Source organism: Paraflavitalea devenefica (genome assembly GCF_011759375.1).
Classification (GTDB): Bacteria; Bacteroidota; Bacteroidia; order Chitinophagales; family Chitinophagaceae; genus Paraflavitalea; species Paraflavitalea devenefica.
Window position 1 is genome coordinate 63,578 of the sequence record NZ_JAARML010000003.1, and the last position, 16,978, is coordinate 80,555.

At 47.3% G+C, this 16,978-nt stretch carries 17 protein-coding genes; 11 read left to right on the plus strand and 6 right to left on the minus strand.

Going from position 1 to position 16,978, the window contains the following annotated elements:
- The first annotated feature begins 239 nt into the window (after positions 1-239).
- Positions 240-1,034, plus strand: a complete 795-nt coding sequence (locus HB364_RS18710) for a DUF4476 domain-containing protein (RefSeq protein ID WP_167289820.1) — start codon at positions 240-242, stop codon at positions 1,032-1,034.
- A gap of 131 nt (positions 1,035-1,165) precedes the next feature.
- On the opposite strand, the gene sucD is transcribed toward HB364_RS18710, so the two are convergent.
- From sucD to HB364_RS18730, 4 genes are all read right to left on the minus strand, one after another.
- On the minus strand, positions 1,166-2,041 hold the full coding sequence (gene sucD, locus HB364_RS18715) for a succinate--CoA ligase subunit alpha (protein ID WP_167289821.1): 876 nt from the start codon (positions 2,039-2,041) through the stop codon (positions 1,166-1,168).
- A 109-nt stretch (positions 2,042-2,150) separates the two neighbouring features.
- Positions 2,151-2,960, minus strand: a complete 810-nt coding sequence (locus HB364_RS18720; protein WP_167289822.1) for an ABC transporter ATP-binding protein — start codon at positions 2,958-2,960, stop codon at positions 2,151-2,153.
- Positions 2,961-3,034: 74 nt separating this feature from the next.
- On the minus strand, positions 3,035-3,778 hold the full coding sequence (locus HB364_RS18725; RefSeq protein WP_167289823.1) for an MlaE family ABC transporter permease: 744 nt from the start codon (positions 3,776-3,778) through the stop codon (positions 3,035-3,037).
- Positions 3,779-3,819: 41 nt separating this feature from the next.
- The gene (locus HB364_RS18730; RefSeq protein WP_167289824.1) at positions 3,820-6,147 is read right to left on the minus strand and encodes an NADP-dependent malic enzyme; all 2,328 of its coding nucleotides are present in this window, start codon (positions 6,145-6,147) and stop codon (positions 3,820-3,822) included.
- A 544-nt stretch (positions 6,148-6,691) separates the two neighbouring features.
- Between HB364_RS18730 and HB364_RS18735 the strand changes: the two genes are divergently transcribed.
- The 10 genes from HB364_RS18735 (at position 6,692) to HB364_RS18780 (ending at position 13,744) form a co-directional block, all read left to right on the plus strand.
- A complete protein-coding gene (locus tag HB364_RS18735; protein ID WP_167289825.1) occupies positions 6,692-7,525 on the plus strand; it encodes an ABC transporter ATP-binding protein in 834 nt (277 codons plus the stop codon).
- Positions 7,526-7,534: 9 nt separating this feature from the next.
- Positions 7,535-8,407, plus strand: coding sequence for a hypothetical protein (locus HB364_RS18740; RefSeq protein ID WP_167289826.1), 873 nt, complete (start codon positions 7,535-7,537; stop codon positions 8,405-8,407).
- A 19-nt stretch (positions 8,408-8,426) separates the two neighbouring features.
- Positions 8,427-8,807, plus strand: coding sequence for a GntR family transcriptional regulator (locus tag HB364_RS18745; RefSeq protein ID WP_167289827.1), 381 nt, complete (start codon positions 8,427-8,429; stop codon positions 8,805-8,807).
- Positions 8,808-8,816: 9 nt separating this feature from the next.
- Complete coding sequence (locus tag HB364_RS18750) at positions 8,817-9,548, plus strand: hypothetical protein (protein WP_167289828.1); 732 nt, start codon at positions 8,817-8,819, stop codon at positions 9,546-9,548.
- Position 9,549: 1 nt separating this feature from the next.
- The gene (locus HB364_RS18755) at positions 9,550-10,461 is read left to right on the plus strand and encodes an ABC transporter ATP-binding protein (RefSeq protein WP_167289829.1); all 912 of its coding nucleotides are present in this window, start codon (positions 9,550-9,552) and stop codon (positions 10,459-10,461) included.
- 2 nt (positions 10,462-10,463) lie between these two features.
- The gene (locus HB364_RS18760; protein ID WP_167289830.1) at positions 10,464-11,228 is read left to right on the plus strand and encodes an ABC transporter permease; all 765 of its coding nucleotides are present in this window, start codon (positions 10,464-10,466) and stop codon (positions 11,226-11,228) included.
- 29 nt (positions 11,229-11,257) lie between these two features.
- The gene (locus HB364_RS18765) at positions 11,258-11,470 is read left to right on the plus strand and encodes a hypothetical protein (protein ID WP_167289831.1); all 213 of its coding nucleotides are present in this window, start codon (positions 11,258-11,260) and stop codon (positions 11,468-11,470) included.
- Between the two features lie 23 nt (positions 11,471-11,493).
- Entirely contained in the window at positions 11,494-12,639 is a 1,146-nt protein-coding gene (locus HB364_RS18770; RefSeq protein ID WP_167289832.1) for a TlpA disulfide reductase family protein, read from the plus strand.
- 200 nt (positions 12,640-12,839) lie between these two features.
- A complete protein-coding gene (locus HB364_RS18775) occupies positions 12,840-13,268 on the plus strand; it encodes a hypothetical protein (RefSeq protein WP_167289833.1) in 429 nt (142 codons plus the stop codon).
- A gap of 41 nt (positions 13,269-13,309) precedes the next feature.
- Positions 13,310-13,744 carry a hypothetical protein gene (locus HB364_RS18780; protein WP_167289834.1) on the plus strand — a complete coding sequence of 145 codons (435 nt, stop codon included), beginning with the start codon at positions 13,310-13,312 and terminating at the stop codon, positions 13,742-13,744.
- Positions 13,745-13,870: 126 nt separating this feature from the next.
- Here the strand turns inward: HB364_RS18780 and HB364_RS18785 are convergent, their stop codons facing one another.
- Both HB364_RS18785 and HB364_RS18790 read right to left on the minus strand, forming a co-directional pair.
- A complete protein-coding gene (locus tag HB364_RS18785; protein ID WP_167289835.1) occupies positions 13,871-15,685 on the minus strand; it encodes a CocE/NonD family hydrolase in 1,815 nt (604 codons plus the stop codon).
- Between the two features lie 94 nt (positions 15,686-15,779).
- Positions 15,780-16,967, minus strand: a complete 1,188-nt coding sequence (locus HB364_RS18790) for a M20 metallopeptidase family protein (RefSeq protein WP_167289836.1) — start codon at positions 16,965-16,967, stop codon at positions 15,780-15,782.
- Positions 16,968-16,978: the final 11 nt, after the last annotated feature.

Here is a 16,978-nt window from a genome sequence, read left to right on the forward strand (position 1 = left end):
GTTAAGATAAGGACCTTTCTAACAAGCATATTGTCAAAATTTAGTACAAGTTATATAATCTGCAATATTTTACCTCCTTGGGCGTTTTAAAATAGTGCTACCCTGTTATGATGCAGTTTTTATCCCTTTTTCACATGCCGATGATCCGTATGACCGAAATAGCAATCCTTTAACATATTCTTGCTAAACGATCTATACCATCTGGCATCAAACTCTAAACAATCAACAGGAGGTCTTATATGAAACCCATTTTTACCCTTGTTTTACTGGTCATTACCTATACCACTTTTGCTGGTCCCAATGATGGAAAGCTGAGCATCACCAACCTGAGCAATGATCGTATCATTGTGGAGGTGGATGGCAAAAAATACAATAACCGGGTTAACAACAATGAGAACATTGTATTGATATCGGCCTTGTCTACCGGCTATCATACATTGAAAGTATATACGGCTACCCGCCGGGGTGTGAGCCGTAATGAAATGGTGAAGCAAACCCTGATCTTTCAGAAAAGCGTGAACGTAAAAGCAAAATACCATGTTGACATTGTGATCAACCGTTTTGGTAAAGTGTGGCTCGATGAGCTGTCTATGAGTGATCGAAAATATGAAGACAGCGATGGTTATAGCTGGTACGATCGTAATAACAACGACCGGGATGATGATCGCTATAGGGATAGAGATAGGGACAGGGACCGCAATAATGACCGTGATGACCGCTACAATGATGACCGGTATACCAACAAGGCCATGAATGAGCAGTCTTTTGCAGCCCTGAAAGAAACCCTTACCAAAGAGCGTTTTGATAATTCAAGGCTGGTAATAGCCAAGCAGGTCATTGATCAGAACTATTTCACCACCGACCAGGTGAAGCAACTGGCCCAGATGTATTCTTTTGACAATTATAAGCTCGACCTGGTGAAGTATGCTTATAAGAATACCGTGAACAAACCGGATTATTTCACCCTGTATGATATCTTCTCATTCAGCAGCAGTAAAGAAGACCTTGCCAATTATATCAGGCAATACAAATAACTGTCTCACGTGTTTTGAAGTGATGGATTAAGAAAATAAGCCCCGCTGATACCGGGGCGTTTTCTTTTATAAGCAAAGAGGCGGCACTTTCCGGAAAGTGCCGCCTCTTTGACTGGTTGTATAATATACAATTACTTCTTGATAATCTTCGCCATGGTAGCACCGATATCCGCAGGGCTTGATACCACGTTGATACCGCATTCTGTCATGATCTTCATTTTGGCTTCTGCTGTATCATCTGCACCGCCAATGATGGCGCCTGCGTGACCCATACGGCGTCCGGGAGGCGCTGTCTGGCCGGCAATAAAACCTACTACCGGTTTTTTATTCGGTTGTTCTTTATACCAGCGGGCAGCTTCTGCTTCCATACCGCCACCAATCTCTCCGATCATGACGATACCGGCTGTTTCAGGATCATTCATGAACAGTTCCAGGGCTTCTTTTGTAGTAGTGCCAATGATGGGGTCGCCACCAATGCCTACAGCGGTAGAAACACCCAGTCCGGCTTTAGCTACCTGGTCAGAGGCTTCGTAGGTAAGGGTACCGGATTTGGAAACGATACCGATATTACCTTTTTTGAATACGAATCCGGGCATGATGCCCACTTTACATTCTCCGGCAGTGATCACACCGGGGCAGTTGGGGCCTATCAGCCTTGTTTTGGTACCCTGGAGGAATAATTTGGCTTTCACCATATCCTGCACAGGGATGCCCTCTGTAATACAAACCACGAGGCCAATGCCCGCTTCAGCGGCTTCCATAATAGCGTCGGCTGCAAAGGGAGGGGGTACGAAGATGATGGATACATCGGCGCCGGTTGCTTTTACGGCCTCAGACACGGTATTGAAAACCGGGCGGTCCAGGTGGGTAGTACCGCCTTTATTGGGCGTAACACCGCCAACCACATTGGTACCATATTCGATCATTTGGGTAGCATGAAAAGTGCCTTCCGTACCGGTAAAGCCTTGCACCAGTATCTTTGATTGTTTGTTAACTAATATGCTCATAGCTGTGATTTATAAATTCAGGTGCGGCAAAAGTAAGGCATAAACTGCATAATTGCAGCGGTAAAATCTGGGGCTGTAAGTCTATGAATATGAAATAAATGAGCGCGGGTTACTTCATCAGGTCTTCCATATTCCTGTCATTGTCGATCTTGCCGGTTTGCTCCAGCATGCGCATGTCTTTGGCGTCTTTTAAGAACTCAGAAGCGAAGATGAATTCATTCAGCAGTTCATTCTTACTAAAGATGATCTCCTTGTTATTGCCTTCCCATTCCTTCTGACCCTGGTGCATGTAAATGATATGATCGCCAACTTCCATTACGCTGTTCATATCATGCGTATTCACGATGGTGGTAATATCATATTCCATCGTGATCTCTTTGATCAGCTTATCAATAACGAGGGAGGTTTGCGGATCGAGGCCGGAGTTGGGCTCATCGCAAAAGAGGTATTTTGGATTGAGTACAATGGCGCGGGCAATGCCTACCCGTTTCTTCATACCGCCACTCAGCTCGGCAGGGAATTTTTTATTTACATCTTTCAGCTTCACACGTTCCAGCACCTCATTCACCCGCTTCAGCTTGGTACTGAAATTGTCGTTGGTGAACATGTCCAGCGGGAACATAATATTCTGCTCAACTGTTAAGCTGTCGAATAAAGCAGAGCCCTGGAACAGCATCCCGATCTGCTTACGGATATCTGTTCGCTGCTCATCGTCCATGGTAAGGAAATTGATCCCGTTGTACAGGATCTCTCCCTCATCGGGTTCAAAAAGGCCTACCAGGCATTTCATGAGTACCGTTTTGCCGCTGCCGCTCGCGCCAATGATCAGGTTACATTTGCCCGATTCCATTTTCGCGCTCACGCCCCTGAGCACTTGCTTTTCGTCGAAACCCTTCCTGATATCTTTTACTTCAATCATAACGTAGAAGCTAGGAGCCGGAAAGGCGGGAAGGCGGTAAGTAAATTCCCGTCTTCCCGTCTTCCCGGCAATTACTAAGAACTTAACAACAATTGCGACAAAATATAATCAGCAAATAATATAGCGATACAACTCACTACTACCGATTTGGTACTGGACCTGCCAATCTCCAGGGCGCCACCGTTTACGTAATAACCATAAAAAGCGGATATGCTGGAAATGATAAACGCAAACGTGTAGGCCTTTATCAAGGCAAAGAATACGTTGTAAGGCACAAAGGCACTTAATAACCCGGTATCGAATTCCTCGGGTGAAAGAATGCCCGACAGGGTGCCTGCCAGCCGTCCGCCCCAGATGCCCAATCCACCTGCAATAATGATCAGCATGGGTATGGTCAGTAAGGCGGCCAGTATCTTGGGCAATATCAGGTAGGTCTTGGTATTGATGCCCATGATCTCCAGGGCGTCTATCTGTTCGCTTACCCGCATATTTCCCAATTCACTGGCAATTTTACTGCCGATCACACCGGCCAGTACAATACATACCAGTGTAGGCGCAAACTCCAGGATGATCGTGTCGCGCACGATCTGTGCAATAGTGCTTTTGGGAATGATGGGACTTACCAACTGGTAAGCGGTTTGCAGGGTAGATACGGCCCCTATAAAGAAAGAGATCAGGGCAACGATGCCCAGTGAGCCAATACCTATTTCCCCGCATTGGTGCATGAATTCCTTCCAATACATCTTGCCGTTCTCCGGTTTGGAGAACATGCCCTTAATCATCAGCAGGTAACGGCCAAATTCGGTAAATAATGTCATAAAATCGTACTACAATAATAAGCCAACTAACTGAGTATTGGTCACTTCTTTTTCTCTTTCTTCCACCAATGCGTTCTCACGGCTTCTGCTCCGTTGCCTTTGCATTTCAGTTGTGCATCAATGACCGTGATCAGCGCCATATTGTAGATACTCCTTACCGAACTGCCCAGTTGCAGGATATGCACCGGCTTCTTCAGGCCCAGCAGGATGGGGCCAATAGCGTCGGCGCCGCCTACTTCTTTCAATAAATTATAGGCCACGTTACCGGCGGCCAGGTTGGGGAAGATCAGTGTATTCACTTCCTGGTCTACCAGTTCGCTGAAAGGATAGCTTTCTTTCAGGAGTTCCTGGTTGAAGGCAGTGCTGGCCTGCATCTCACCATCCACGATCAGGGTAGGATCTTTTTGCTTCACGATCTCACGTGCCTGTGATACCAGCTTTGCTTCGGGCGAATCGCTGCTGCCGAAGTTGGAATAGCTCAGCATGGCAATGCGGGGCGTAAGGTTGAAATTGCGCACTTCCTGCGCTGCCATCAGCGTAATATCGGCCAGCTCTTCGGCCGTAGGATTGAAATTGACAGTTGTATCGGCCATGAAGATCGGGCCGCGCTTGGTGAGCAACAGGTACATGCCGGCAATCTTCTTTACCCCCGGCTCGGTGCCAATCACCTGCAGGGCCGGGCGGATGGTTTCCGGGTAATTGCGGGTAAGGCCGGAGATCATACCGTCGGCATCGCCGGTTTCCACCATCATCGTACCGAAATAGTTACGGTCTTTCATGATCTTGGTGGCCTCATAGCGGTTGAAGCCGCGGCGTTTTCTTTTTTCAAAGAACAGGTCGCCATAGATCTTCCGGCGGTCTTCATAATCATCACTGCGCGGGTCAATGATGGGCATATCATCAATGTCGATCTTATTGGCTTGGGCAATGGCGCGTATCTTCTTTTCATCACCCAGCAGGATGGGGTAGCAGATGCCTTCTTCGAAAGCGATCTGGGCTGCCTTTAAGATCTTCTGGTTATCGGCTTCAGCAAATACTACGCGTTTTGGGTCGCGGCGGGCCCTGTTGCCCAGGATGCGCATGACCTGGTTGTCCTGGCCCAGTCGTTTTTCCAGTTCAATGGCATATGCTTCCCAATTCTCGATCTGTTTTTGCGCCACACCACTTTCAATAGCAGCTTTGGCTACAGCAGGGGCTACGGTGCTGAGCAGGCGCGGGTCAACCGGTTTGGGTATAATATATTCCGGACCAAAAGCAAGGTTATTCTGGTTATAGGCCAGGTTCACAATATCGGGTACAGGTGTGCGTGCCAGTTCGGCCAGGGCTTTAACGGCTGCCAATTTCATGGCTTCGTTGATCTGGGTGGCGCGTACATCCAAAGCGCCGCGGAAAATGAAGGGGAAGCCCAGTACATTGTTTACCTGGTTGGGATAATCACTGCGGCCGGTAGCCATGATAATATCTTTACGGGCTTCTGTAGCTGCTTCGTACGAGATCTCCGGATCGGGGTTGGCCATTGCAAATACGATGGGATTCTTGGCCATTCCTTTCACCATCTCAGGCGTCAGCACATTGCCTTTACTGAGACCGATGAATACATCGGCGCCTTCCAGCGCCTGGGCAAGGGTGAGGTTTTTACCGGTCGACAGGAATTCTTTCTTCATATCATCCAGGTCGGTACGGCTTTCATGAATAAGGCCCTTGCTGTCAAACATCATAATGTTTTCCTTCCGGGCGCCCAGGGCTACATACAACCGGGTACAGGCCATGGCCGAAGCGCCGGCGCCATTCACGACAAACCTTGCCTTCTCCATCTTCTTCTTTTGGATCTCTACCGCATTCAGCAGGGCGGCAGCGCTGATGATGGCGGTACCATGCTGGTCGTCATGCATCACCGGTATCTTCATCTGCTCCTTCAGTTGCTGCTCAATATAAAAGCATTCAGGGGCCTTAATATCTTCCAGGTTAATACCGCCGAAAGTAGGCTCCAGTGCTTTTACGATCTGTACAAACTTTACCGGGTCCTTCTCATTGATCTCTATGTCAAATACATCAATGTCAGCGAATATTTTGAATAATACTCCTTTCCCTTCCATCACCGGCTTGCCGGCTTCGGGGCCAATATCGCCGAGCCCCAGTACGGCGGTGCCATTACTGATCACTGCAACGAGGTTGCCCTTGGCGGTGTATTTATAAACTGCTTCAGGGTTGGCTTCAATTTCTCTGCAAGGTTCGGCTACGCCGGGCGAGTAGGCAAGGGAGAGGTCTCTTTGGGTTTTGGTCTCTTTGGTGGGTATTACTTCAATCTTTCCGGGTCTTCCTTTGGCATGGTACTCCAGCGCCTGTTCTCTAATAAATTCTTTTTTCATACTATTTTTTTAATCAGAGGGCTGGGAAGGCTGATTGGATATTTGGTTGAGCGCTTTCCCCGCCATAAAACAGGCGTGCAATTTAAGGGAATTATACTATCCGGGTGCTAATCTGCCAGTTAGGTAAAAAGAAGGGTAATATAGGTAAGGTTTCAGGTAGGCTTACTTTGAGGGTACTATTGGGATGATAATAGTATGGATAGAGCATACTTACCTTACCCAACTTTTTATCAGCTATGAACCAACTACTATCCAGCATAGATACAGCATATCTATATAAATATGCTGCATCTATGCTGGGTATATGCTGTATCTATACTGTATCAATGCTGTATCATCTTTTGTTGGCCAAAGCTTCTACTTACGTTCTCCTTAGTATAAGCAGGGAAGGCCCGGACTTTCCTGGGTTTATAAGTAGTTGAATATTAGGCGTTGTAGTCTATTTCTACATGAACGGTAAGAAAAATTCGCTTAAAAGATTTGGCGGATACAGGAGTATTGCTATGTTTGTGTACTATTTAAGTAGTACACTAAAACACCAAGCATGGTCAATATTCAACAATTGCACTTTGGCTACCGGAAGAAAAAGGTCTTTACGGGACTGAGCCTGCAGCTACAACCCGGCCATATTTATGGGTTGCTGGGCAAGAACGGTACGGGAAAATCTACCCTGTTGCGTAATATAGCCGGCCTCCTGTTCCCCGACCAGGGTACCATCAACGTGATGGGCTTTACCCCCGGCAAGCGCCAGCCGGCCTTTTTGCAGGAAGTATTTATGGTGCCGGAGGAATTTTATCTTCCCAATATACCCTTGCAGCAATTGGTCAACAGCCTGTCGCCTTTTTATCCCCGCTTTAACCAGCAGCAGTTTGATAAATATGTACAGGAGTTTGAGGTGCCGGTAGATCACAAACTGGAGAGCATGAGTTACGGGCAAAAGAAAAAGGTGCTCATCAGTTTTGGCCTTGCCTGCAATACTTCCCTGTTGCTGATGGATGAACCTACCAATGGGTTGGACATTATGAGCAAAAGTCAGTTCCGCAAGGTGATGGCGGGCGCCGTGGATGAAAACAAATGTGTGATCATCAGTACGCACCAGGTGAAAGACCTGGAAAACCTGATAGACCGTATTACCATTATTGATGAAGGCACTATCCTGTTTGACCAAACGATAGAAGACATTGCCCGCAAGCTGTCTTTCCGTATCTCATTCGACAGCGAAGAGATCAAACAGGCTTTGTATAATGAATCATCCCTGCGTGGCAGCGCGATCATTACTAAAAATACCGATGGTGAAGAAAGCAAGATAGACCTGGAGCTGTTGTATAAAGCCATCGTCACTAACCGTCAACCCATTCAATCCGCTTTTAATTCTTAAACAATGTACATGAACCAGGCTTTTGACTTTAACCGCTGGGGGCTGCTGGTGCGCAAGCATTGGGGCGATAACCGGAATAAATATACTTTGTCATTGATAGCCGTAGCCTCCTTGCTGTTGCTTTGGTACGGCTTCCTGCTACTGGTGGATGGCCGTGGGCCTATGGAACGCGAAGGACAGATCGTCACTTATTATGTAGGCCTTTTCCTTACCGGATCTTTATATGCCAGCTTGCTGTTCGGCGATCTTGCCAATAAACCCAAAGCCATTAACTTTCTTTCGGTGCCTGCTTCACACCTGGAAAAGGTGCTTTGTATGGCGCTGTATTGCGTATTGATCTATTTTGTTTGCTACACGGTTATTTTCTATGCCGTTGATTTTATCATGTTGAAAGTGTATAACGCCGTTCAACTGGCCAAATGGGAGAAGGCGCCTTTTCTTCATGCGCCAGGCAGCGTGTTTAAGCCGGAAACAATAGCCAATGTGTTTTATATGTTTGATGAACATCCTCATCCTGGCAGTAATCCGTTAAATATGCTTTCATTTATATTGTTGCTCTTCTTTGGGGTACAGGGGGCTTATGCATTAGGGTCCATTTATTTTCCCGCTTATAGTTTTATTAAAACAACCATTACCCTGCTGCTGCTGATCCTGTTCTTTATTTTCCTGTGTGCCAAGGTGCTGTCTCCGATCTTGCCAGAGGGAGGTTTTAGTGGCTCCCTGACAGAGTTCAACCTCCTGGGACCGCGTCAGGAATGGGGCTGGCGGGTGATCCAATTGCCTTCCTGGACAGACGATGTGTTTTTCGGTTTTTTCAAATTCGTGTTAGCGCCCGTGTTCTGGTTGGCTACTTATTTCAGGCTGAAGGAAAAAGAGGTATAAAGATCGTAAACTTATTATTATGCAATTCAGAGAATCGCAAGCTATATACTTACAGATCGCAGATTATGTCTGCGAAAAGATATTGCTGCAGGAATGGAAGCCGGAGGAAAGGGTGCCTTCTGTACGGGAACTGGCAGTACAACTGGAAGTAAATCCCAATACCGTGATGCGCACGTTTGAATTCCTGCAACAACAGGAGATCATTTATAACCAGCGGGGCATTGGTTACTTTGTATCACCCGGCGCCTTGCAGCAGGCAGTGAAATACCGTAAGGTGGAGTTTACGGAAAAAGACCTGCCACAGGTATTCCGCAATATGTACCTCCTGGGCATGTCGCCGGATGACCTGAAGCCCTGGTATGAAAAATATAAACAACAACATTTCGCTAACCCTGCATAACTCAGTAACATGAGAACGAGTAATAAAATTTTATTAAGCCTGCTCCTTACCACGATCCTTCTTTTTGCCAGTCTTTTCCTCGCGGTCCGTGTAAAATTTGCCAATGGGAATATGGTGGAAAGAAAAGACGTTGTCAATCCCTGGAGTGATGAATACAAGATAAAGGAGGAAATAAAAAGTGTTTCTATATCAGGACAGATGGATATGGTCATCATTCCTTCCGATTCAGTCAAGATTGTAATTGGGAAAATGGGCGATAGCCTGGTCAGGTACCGGATAAAGGATGGCGTATTAGTGATTGATATGGATACAGCAAAGATACATCCTAACCAAAATGGGGAAACGGTGGTGGTCTTCAATCATATTGAGCTTTTCCTACCCAATGTGGATAGCATTCATGTGGCCAATAGCAGGTTACAATTTAGGAGGGTAATGACATCTGCTCCGATAAAACCTGTTTATAATTTTGAGCTGAAAAATACGACATTGACTGTGGAGCAAGATTATCGTAATACAAGTCCCACCTTCTATGATTCAATCCGTATAAATGCCGGGCCATCCTCTGAAGTATTTTTTAACGGGCATACGAACATAGGCAGTGCTTCTATAAAACTGAAAGGTGCAAAATTTGACGACATGGATGCCCGCTTTGATAAACTGAGCATACAGGCAGACAGTCTTTCTTCTATTAAATTAAAAGGATATAACCTTCGTAAAGCAACGATCACTTCAACAGACTAACATGAGCAACCATATTATTGAGACCAAGCGACTGGACTTTTTGTTCCGGTCCGGACAACCCATCCTTCAACAATTGAGCCTGCAGGTGCCTGCCGGCAGTATCTACGGCTTTCTTGGCCCAAACGGCGCGGGTAAAACAACCACGCTGCGCCTGATACTGAGCCTGCTGAAGAAGCAGGAGGGAACGATCACCTTGTTTGGCAAAGAGCTGACGGCCCACCGGCTGGAGATCCTGCGCCGGCTGGGATCATTGATCGAGCAGCCTTCGCTGTACCTGCACCTCACGGGCAGGGAGAACCTGGAAATATTCCGTCTTACTTATCAGTGCCCTAAAAAGAGGATCAATGAGGTGCTGGAGATTGTACGGCTCAAAGACGCGGCCGGCAAAAAAGTGAAAACCTATTCACTGGGTATGAAACAAAGGCTGTCTATTGCCATGGCCCTATTGCATGATCCGGAATTATTGATCCTGGATGAGCCTACCAATGGCCTCGATCCCAGTGGTATCATCGAAACCCGGGAACTGCTCAAAACACTGAACCGGGAACATGGGAAAACAGTCCTGGTATCGAGCCATATGCTGGCAGAAGTGGAAAAGATGGCTACCCATGTAGGCATTATCAATAAAGGAAAGTTATTGTTCCAGGGATCGTTGCCCGAATTGCAGCAATTGAAATCGAAGCAAACGGCCTTAGAAATTGAAGTGAGTGATGTGGCCAAAGCACAACGGGTACTGAACGGGCATTTCCCGGTGAAGGAAGTGAATGGCGCCAAACTGCTGGTGCATTTCGAAGGCAAAGAAAGGGCCGCCCTGCTCAACAGAACACTGGTACAACAGGAGGTGGAAGTGTACCAACTGGCGCATACGCAAAATGACCTGGAAAACTTATTCATTCAAATCACATCCGAATAATCATGGCCACTTTTATTATTAATACCAAAGCCGAGTTGTGGAAATGCCGCAAAACGGCTGCTTACTGGATCACGATACTGGCAGGGATATTTATTCCATTTACTTTTTGGTTGATGTTGGTTTTTAAGTCCGATCATTTTGGCAATATATTGAAAAATGATCCCTGGCATTATCTGTTAAGAAATTGCTGGCAACCGATGGCGGCCTTTCTGATGCCTTGCTATGTAATATTGGTTACGAGCCTGGTAGTGCAGGTGGAGTACCGGAATAATACGTGGAAGCAGGTGTATGCCTCGCCCCGTAGCTATGCAGATATTTTCTTTTCCAAATTCCTGGTCGTGCAAGGGTTGATATTGACGGCTATCGTATTATTTAATCTGGCGATACTGGTTGCCGGTTATAGTGTCAATACAGTACTGGGTGTTTATACATTTTTCTCCCATCCTGTACCCTGGACAGATATGTTGACCGTAAGCAGTAAGATGTATGTAGCTATCCTGGCGATGACTTCCATTCAATACTGGATCAGTCTGCGTTTCAAAAACTTTATTGCACCGATTGGGATCGGACTGGGATTGCTGATCACCGGGCTGATGATCATACAATGGGATAAGATCATTTATTATCCTTATGCTTATACAGCACTTACTTATTTCAAGGACCTGAATAAAGGCCGTCTCGTTCACCTGAACTATTCCTGGATATGGTTTGTAGGGATCATACTGCTGGCTTTCTGGGATACCGTGAAGCGTAAAGAAAGAGGGTAACCATTTTATTAGACAGCAAACTGTTTATTATGAGATTCCTGGTACCGATCGTTATGCTGCTGGTGACATCCATTTTGATGTCGCGCGAACCACAGGCTCCCACTGCGGAAGGGGAAACGGTATGGCCGGCGTATACTGTTGAAACAGCGGAGACGGCCGAAGCCGCAGAAGCCAATGCGGAGTATGATGAGATCATTGAAGCATCCGGCATGCTGAACAGGCTGGAGTTGCTTGATTTTTAATAGTACACTTAAAACCTGTTGTTATGAAAATAAAACAATTGCTTGTTGTCATGCTATTGCCGGCTATGCTGGCGGCGCAGGAGAGTCCTTACTCCGTTAAAGGAAAAATAGTTGGCCTGGATACCCCGGCCATTGCTTACCTCGCTTATAAAAAAGAGGGAAGGAATATAGCTGATTCGGTCTTTATACGTCATGGAGCCTTTGAGTTTAAAGGCACTACTGATCAGCCATTCCTTGCCTGGCTGGTGATTGACCGGAATCGTATTGGTTTGTTTAATATGGACCGCCGGACGATGAATGAGACGGTACGATTGTATGTGGATGGGACTATTGTACTTACCGGTAAGGATTCTGTGCATAAAGCTGCTATCAGCGGCTCTAAGATCAACCAGGAGTATCAACAGTTACTGGCGCTGATGGACCCTGTGGATCATGCGCATGAGGAATTTTCCAATAATATCAGGAAGGTATCCCGGGAGCAGGCTGAAATGCCCGGCTTTAAAGACAGTATTGAGCGGTTACAGACCAGTTTTCGCCAGCAACGCAGGCAGATCGCCGAATCCTTTGTGCGTAAAAATCCGGGCAGCTATGCAAGCCTGGCCGCCTTAAAAGATTATGTAGCCGGCGCTTATCCCGATCCTGATGAACTGGCACCACTATTTGAATTATTATCCCCCACTTTGCGGGAAACACCTGCCGGTATTGCTTTTCAGAAAATGTTGAATGCTGTCCGCCTGGTGAAAGTAGGTAATATGGCGCCGGAATTTGTTGAAAAGGATGTAACCGGACAGCCGGTAACGTTGTCTCAGTACCGGGGAAAGTATGTCCTGTTGGATTTCTGGGCTTCCTGGTGTGGGCCCTGCCGGCAGGATAACCCCAACCTGGTAAAGCTGTATAACCAGTTTAAGGATAAGAACTTTATCATACTCGGTGTTTCGCTGGACAGGCCGGATGAAAAAGATGCCTGGCTGAAAGCCATTAAGGATGATCAGTTGACCTGGCCGCAGGTGAGTGACCTGAAAGGCTGGGAGAGCAAGGTGTCCAAACTGTATGGCGTGAGATCAATTCCCCGGAATTTTCTCATTGATCCCACGGGTAAGATCGTGGCCATGGGTTTACATGGGGGACAATTGCACCGATTTGTAGAGCAATTATTTGCCACCCCGTAGATATACTTCGTATGTTGAACAGGGTGGGGGGACTTTATTTTTGACCCGTTAGAAAGCCTGTTTGTCATCCATTTGGCGGGGTTGGTGGAAATGATACCCGATTTTATTAAAATAAATGTAACCTGCAGGTAAATCGGATTCCCGATGAGCTATGCAGGACCAGATAAACAAATAAACTATAACCAAAAAAAAGTATAGCCATGAAAAAAATGCTGCTTTCATTTGCCGTTCTCCTGCTGGCTGCCACGGCCGGTATTGCCCAATGCGATAAGAATGTTGTATACCACTCCGACCAACAGGAAAGGATCAGTGAGGATGGTTCTGTGATGGATACCAAGACAGACGTGCTGAGCCTTGAATTTACCAAAGAAAGAATTACCGTGAACCATGCAGAGAAAGCAGGGGTTTTGACCGCCACCATTAGAGAGACCACCTGTCAGTGGAAAGATATTTACAAAGAAGGTAAAGCGATTTACAAAGTGGAGTTTCAAAAGCCTGAGACCAGTGAAACTACTGAAGGGACTATGACGGTGGAAGCCAAAGAGGGGAAACTGCATATCCTGATAGAAATGGTGCGCCTTGATGGGAAGAAGATAAGGCTATTGGTGAATAGATACGAAGAGAAGTAAAATAACTAATAACCTAAGGTATCACCATCAAATCAGTCAACATGAAGAAAGAGATTGTCAATTATATCGGTTGCCTGTTGTTCGGTAACCCCGAAACGAACAATATTGACGGGCAATTGCACCTGCACAGTGAAAGACAGTTCCGGGTAGGGGCCGATGGCCGGCTGGAAAACACCGCTTCTGTGCTGACCGATATCCTGGTGGGTAAGGAAGCTATTTACCTGCATTATTTATTGCCGGATGGTCAGGAGGTGCGTTTTGCCAATGCGGTGAAGCAGGTGGATTACACGATGAACAGTGATTATACCATTCGTAGTATTGTATATGAAACAGAGCCGGAGAAATGGGAGCAGGCTGGTGGGGAAAGGCCCCGGTTATTGTTTACCCTGCAGTGCGAAGAAGATGGGGTGAAGTTCTATGAAGATAATGATAGTGCAGCCGGGAAGCGTAGCAAGGTACTGTTTGAGATCTGCTGATTTTACAAAACACTTTTTTTCTATACGCAAGTTAGCCTTAGTTAACACGGGGCAGGTTTTCACCTGCCCCTCATGTATAAAGCAATAAGGTGAGCCGCCTTTTGAAGGCGACCCACCTTATTGCCTTTATTTGATGATTGATAATTCAATATGCGAAGGGAACCGGGTTGAGCGATGGATGGTATGAGTAGCTTTCTGGAAATCTGATTCCTTTGCTTCAAAGATATTGGGTATATATTTCTGCGGGTTACGGTCTATGATAGGGAACCAGGTGCTTTGTACCTGCACCATGATCTTATGTCCTTTCTTAAATACGTGATTGATGCTGTGCAGGTCAATCGTATAGCTTTCCACTTTATTGGGTGTAATAGGTTCCGGGTGTTCAAAGCTCTTGCGGAAACGGCCCCGGAATACATCATTGGCTATCATGAACTGATAGCCGCCCATCTTGCGGTCTTTAGGATAGGCTGCCGGGTATACATCAATCAGCTTCACCACCCAGTCGGCATCACTACCGGTAGTTGCCGCAAAGAGTTTGGCCCATAACTGACCGGTTACCGTAATGTCTTCGGTTAGTACATCCGTTTCCCAACTCAATACATCGGGGCGGTTATGAACGAACCGCTGGTCTTCTGTAAGCCAGGTAAACCAGCGCGAGCCCGGTCCATACGTTTGCTCAATGGGCCTTGTACGGTAGGGAACCGGCCGGGCCGGATCAGAAATATAACTGTCAGTCCCATTAGCTGCAGAAGGTTTTTCAAAGGAGAGCTTCCCGTTGGGATGGAAATACAGGTTTTGTTGTAGGGCTTCAGCCGGTGGCCAGTTGTTGTAATGCTGCCAAACGTTGGAGCCGGTTTGGAAAGTGATGGCTTCTGCAAAGTTACCGTCCCCTTTACCCTTGAGGTGATAAGCAAACCAGCGTGCCTGTATGTCTTTCCGGAACACAGGACCTGTAGCCGTATCAAAACTGATATTGCCTAAATGGCTACCGGCGCCGCCGGCCCAGCCGCCATGATTCCAGGGGCCTGCCACGATGTAGTTCTTATGACTGCGGTCTTTTTTCTCCAGTATTTCATATGCTTTCAGCGGTCCGTAAAAATCTTCCTGGTCCCACCAGCCGGCTACGTGCATAGTATACACCCGGGGTGAATCCAGCCTGTACGCCAGTGACTGCTTTTGCCAGAAGGCATCATAGTTGGGATGGCTGGCAAAATCATTCCAGGTAGGAATATGATTGTGAAAGTGTTTTTTATTGACATTACTCAGCGGACCTAATTGCAGGTACCAGTCGTACAGATCATGCATGCCAAAAGGGAACAGGCTGTCGGTTTTGCCGGCCTCCTCCATAAAGGCATATTCAAAACCATAACTGAGGCGGAAAGCGCCATTGTGGTGGAAGTCGTCGCCGAGCCACATATCGGAAGGGGTGGCCTGCTCCGATACGGCTACCAGCGCGGGGTGGGGATCAATAGCGCCCTGCATGGTGGTCCAGCCATCATAGGAGATGCCATACATGCCGCCTTTGCCATTGTTGTTGGGAATGTTCTTTAATAACCATTCAAAAGTATCGTAGGTGTCTGTGCTTTCGTCAATGGCTTTAAGATCTTTTTTAATGCGGCTGAAGCGCTGCATTTCAAACTTGCCTTCACTTTTGTAGCGGCCACGGATATCCTGGAATACGAAGATATAGCCATCATCGGCCATGTCTTTTGTATAGCCACTTTTATCCGGTGCGCCGGCGCCACTTACACCGTAAGGGGTGCGCCTGAGCAGGAAGGGATATTTTTCGGCGGCGGCCTTCGGTGTAAAGATCACGGTGTTGAGCTTTATACCATCGCGCATGGGGATCATTACTTCCTGGCGTTCGTATTTGCTGTCGGTAGCGGTTTGTGCATGTACTGCGCACGTGAGGAGCAGCAATAAAGCAGTTAATCGTAGCATATAAATAGGATTGGTTGTATGAATGCTCAATGTCCTGCCTCTAAGGTGGGCCGCCCTGCAGCGCTGCAAGGGCCGCCCGGCAGGGCGACTCACCTTACTCCATGCGCGCCTGGCTTCCCAGCCAGGCCATCATGCCCATTCCTGTTTCAATAGCGCTTTCATCAATATTGAAGGTGGGGGTATGCACGCCGGAAGTAATGCCTTTGGCTTCATTCATCACGCCCAGCCGGTAAAAGCAACCGGGGATCAGTTGGGTATAATAGCCAAAGTCTTCTGCGCCCATACGCATTTCGGTCGTTTCTACATGCTCTGCACCCATGTATCCCTCTGCCAGCTTGCGTGCTGTTGCATTCAAGGCTTCATGGTTGTATACGGTGGGATAGCCTACATCAATGTGCAGGTCTACTTCCCCGCCCATGGCATGCACCAGTTGTTCCACATTGTTACGGATGAGTTCATGCGCTTTAAAGCGCCATGCTTCATCCAGCGCCCGGAAGGTGCCCATCAGCTTTACTTCGCTGGGGATCACATTGGTGGTATGGCCGCCCTGTATGGAGCAAATAGACAATACAGAAGGAGATAAGGGATTGCGGTTGCGGCTGATGATCTGTTGCAGGCTTACAATAAGGTGCGAGGCGATGAGGATCGTATCCACCGTTAAATGTGGTGCTGCCGCATGACCGCCCTTGCCTTTGATGGTGATGTAAATTTCATCGGCGCTGGCCATTACCTGTCCGCCACGGAAGCTGAGCTGCCCTACGGCCAGTTGCGGATGTACATGCAGGCCAAAGATGGCTTCCGGTGCGGGATTGGCAAGCACTCCTTCTTTGATGAGTATGCTGGCGCCTCCGGGATTGCGTTCTTCTCCGGGCTGGAAAATGAGTTTCACGGTGCCTTCCCATTCTTCTTTCAGCTCCTGTAATATTTTAGCGGCGCCCAGCAGGCAGGTGGTGTGCACATCATGTCCGCAGGCATGCATCACGCCATCGCGGGTGGATTTATAAGGTACATTATTCTCTTCCAGTATGGGTAAGGCATCTATATCGGCGCGGAGGGCTACAATCCTTTTATCCGGGTTTTTTCCTTTGATAAGACCCACTACACCGGTAGTGGCCATTACCTGGTGAGGGATACCAAATTCCTGAAGCTTTTGTTGTATGAATTGCGAGGTCTCGACTTCCTGGTAGCTCAATTCGGGATGGGCGTGCAGGTGATGCCGTATATCAATAAATACCGGGGCATAGGTACTGGCCAGGCTTTGTATTTTTTCTTTCAGGCTCATAGCTCAAAAGT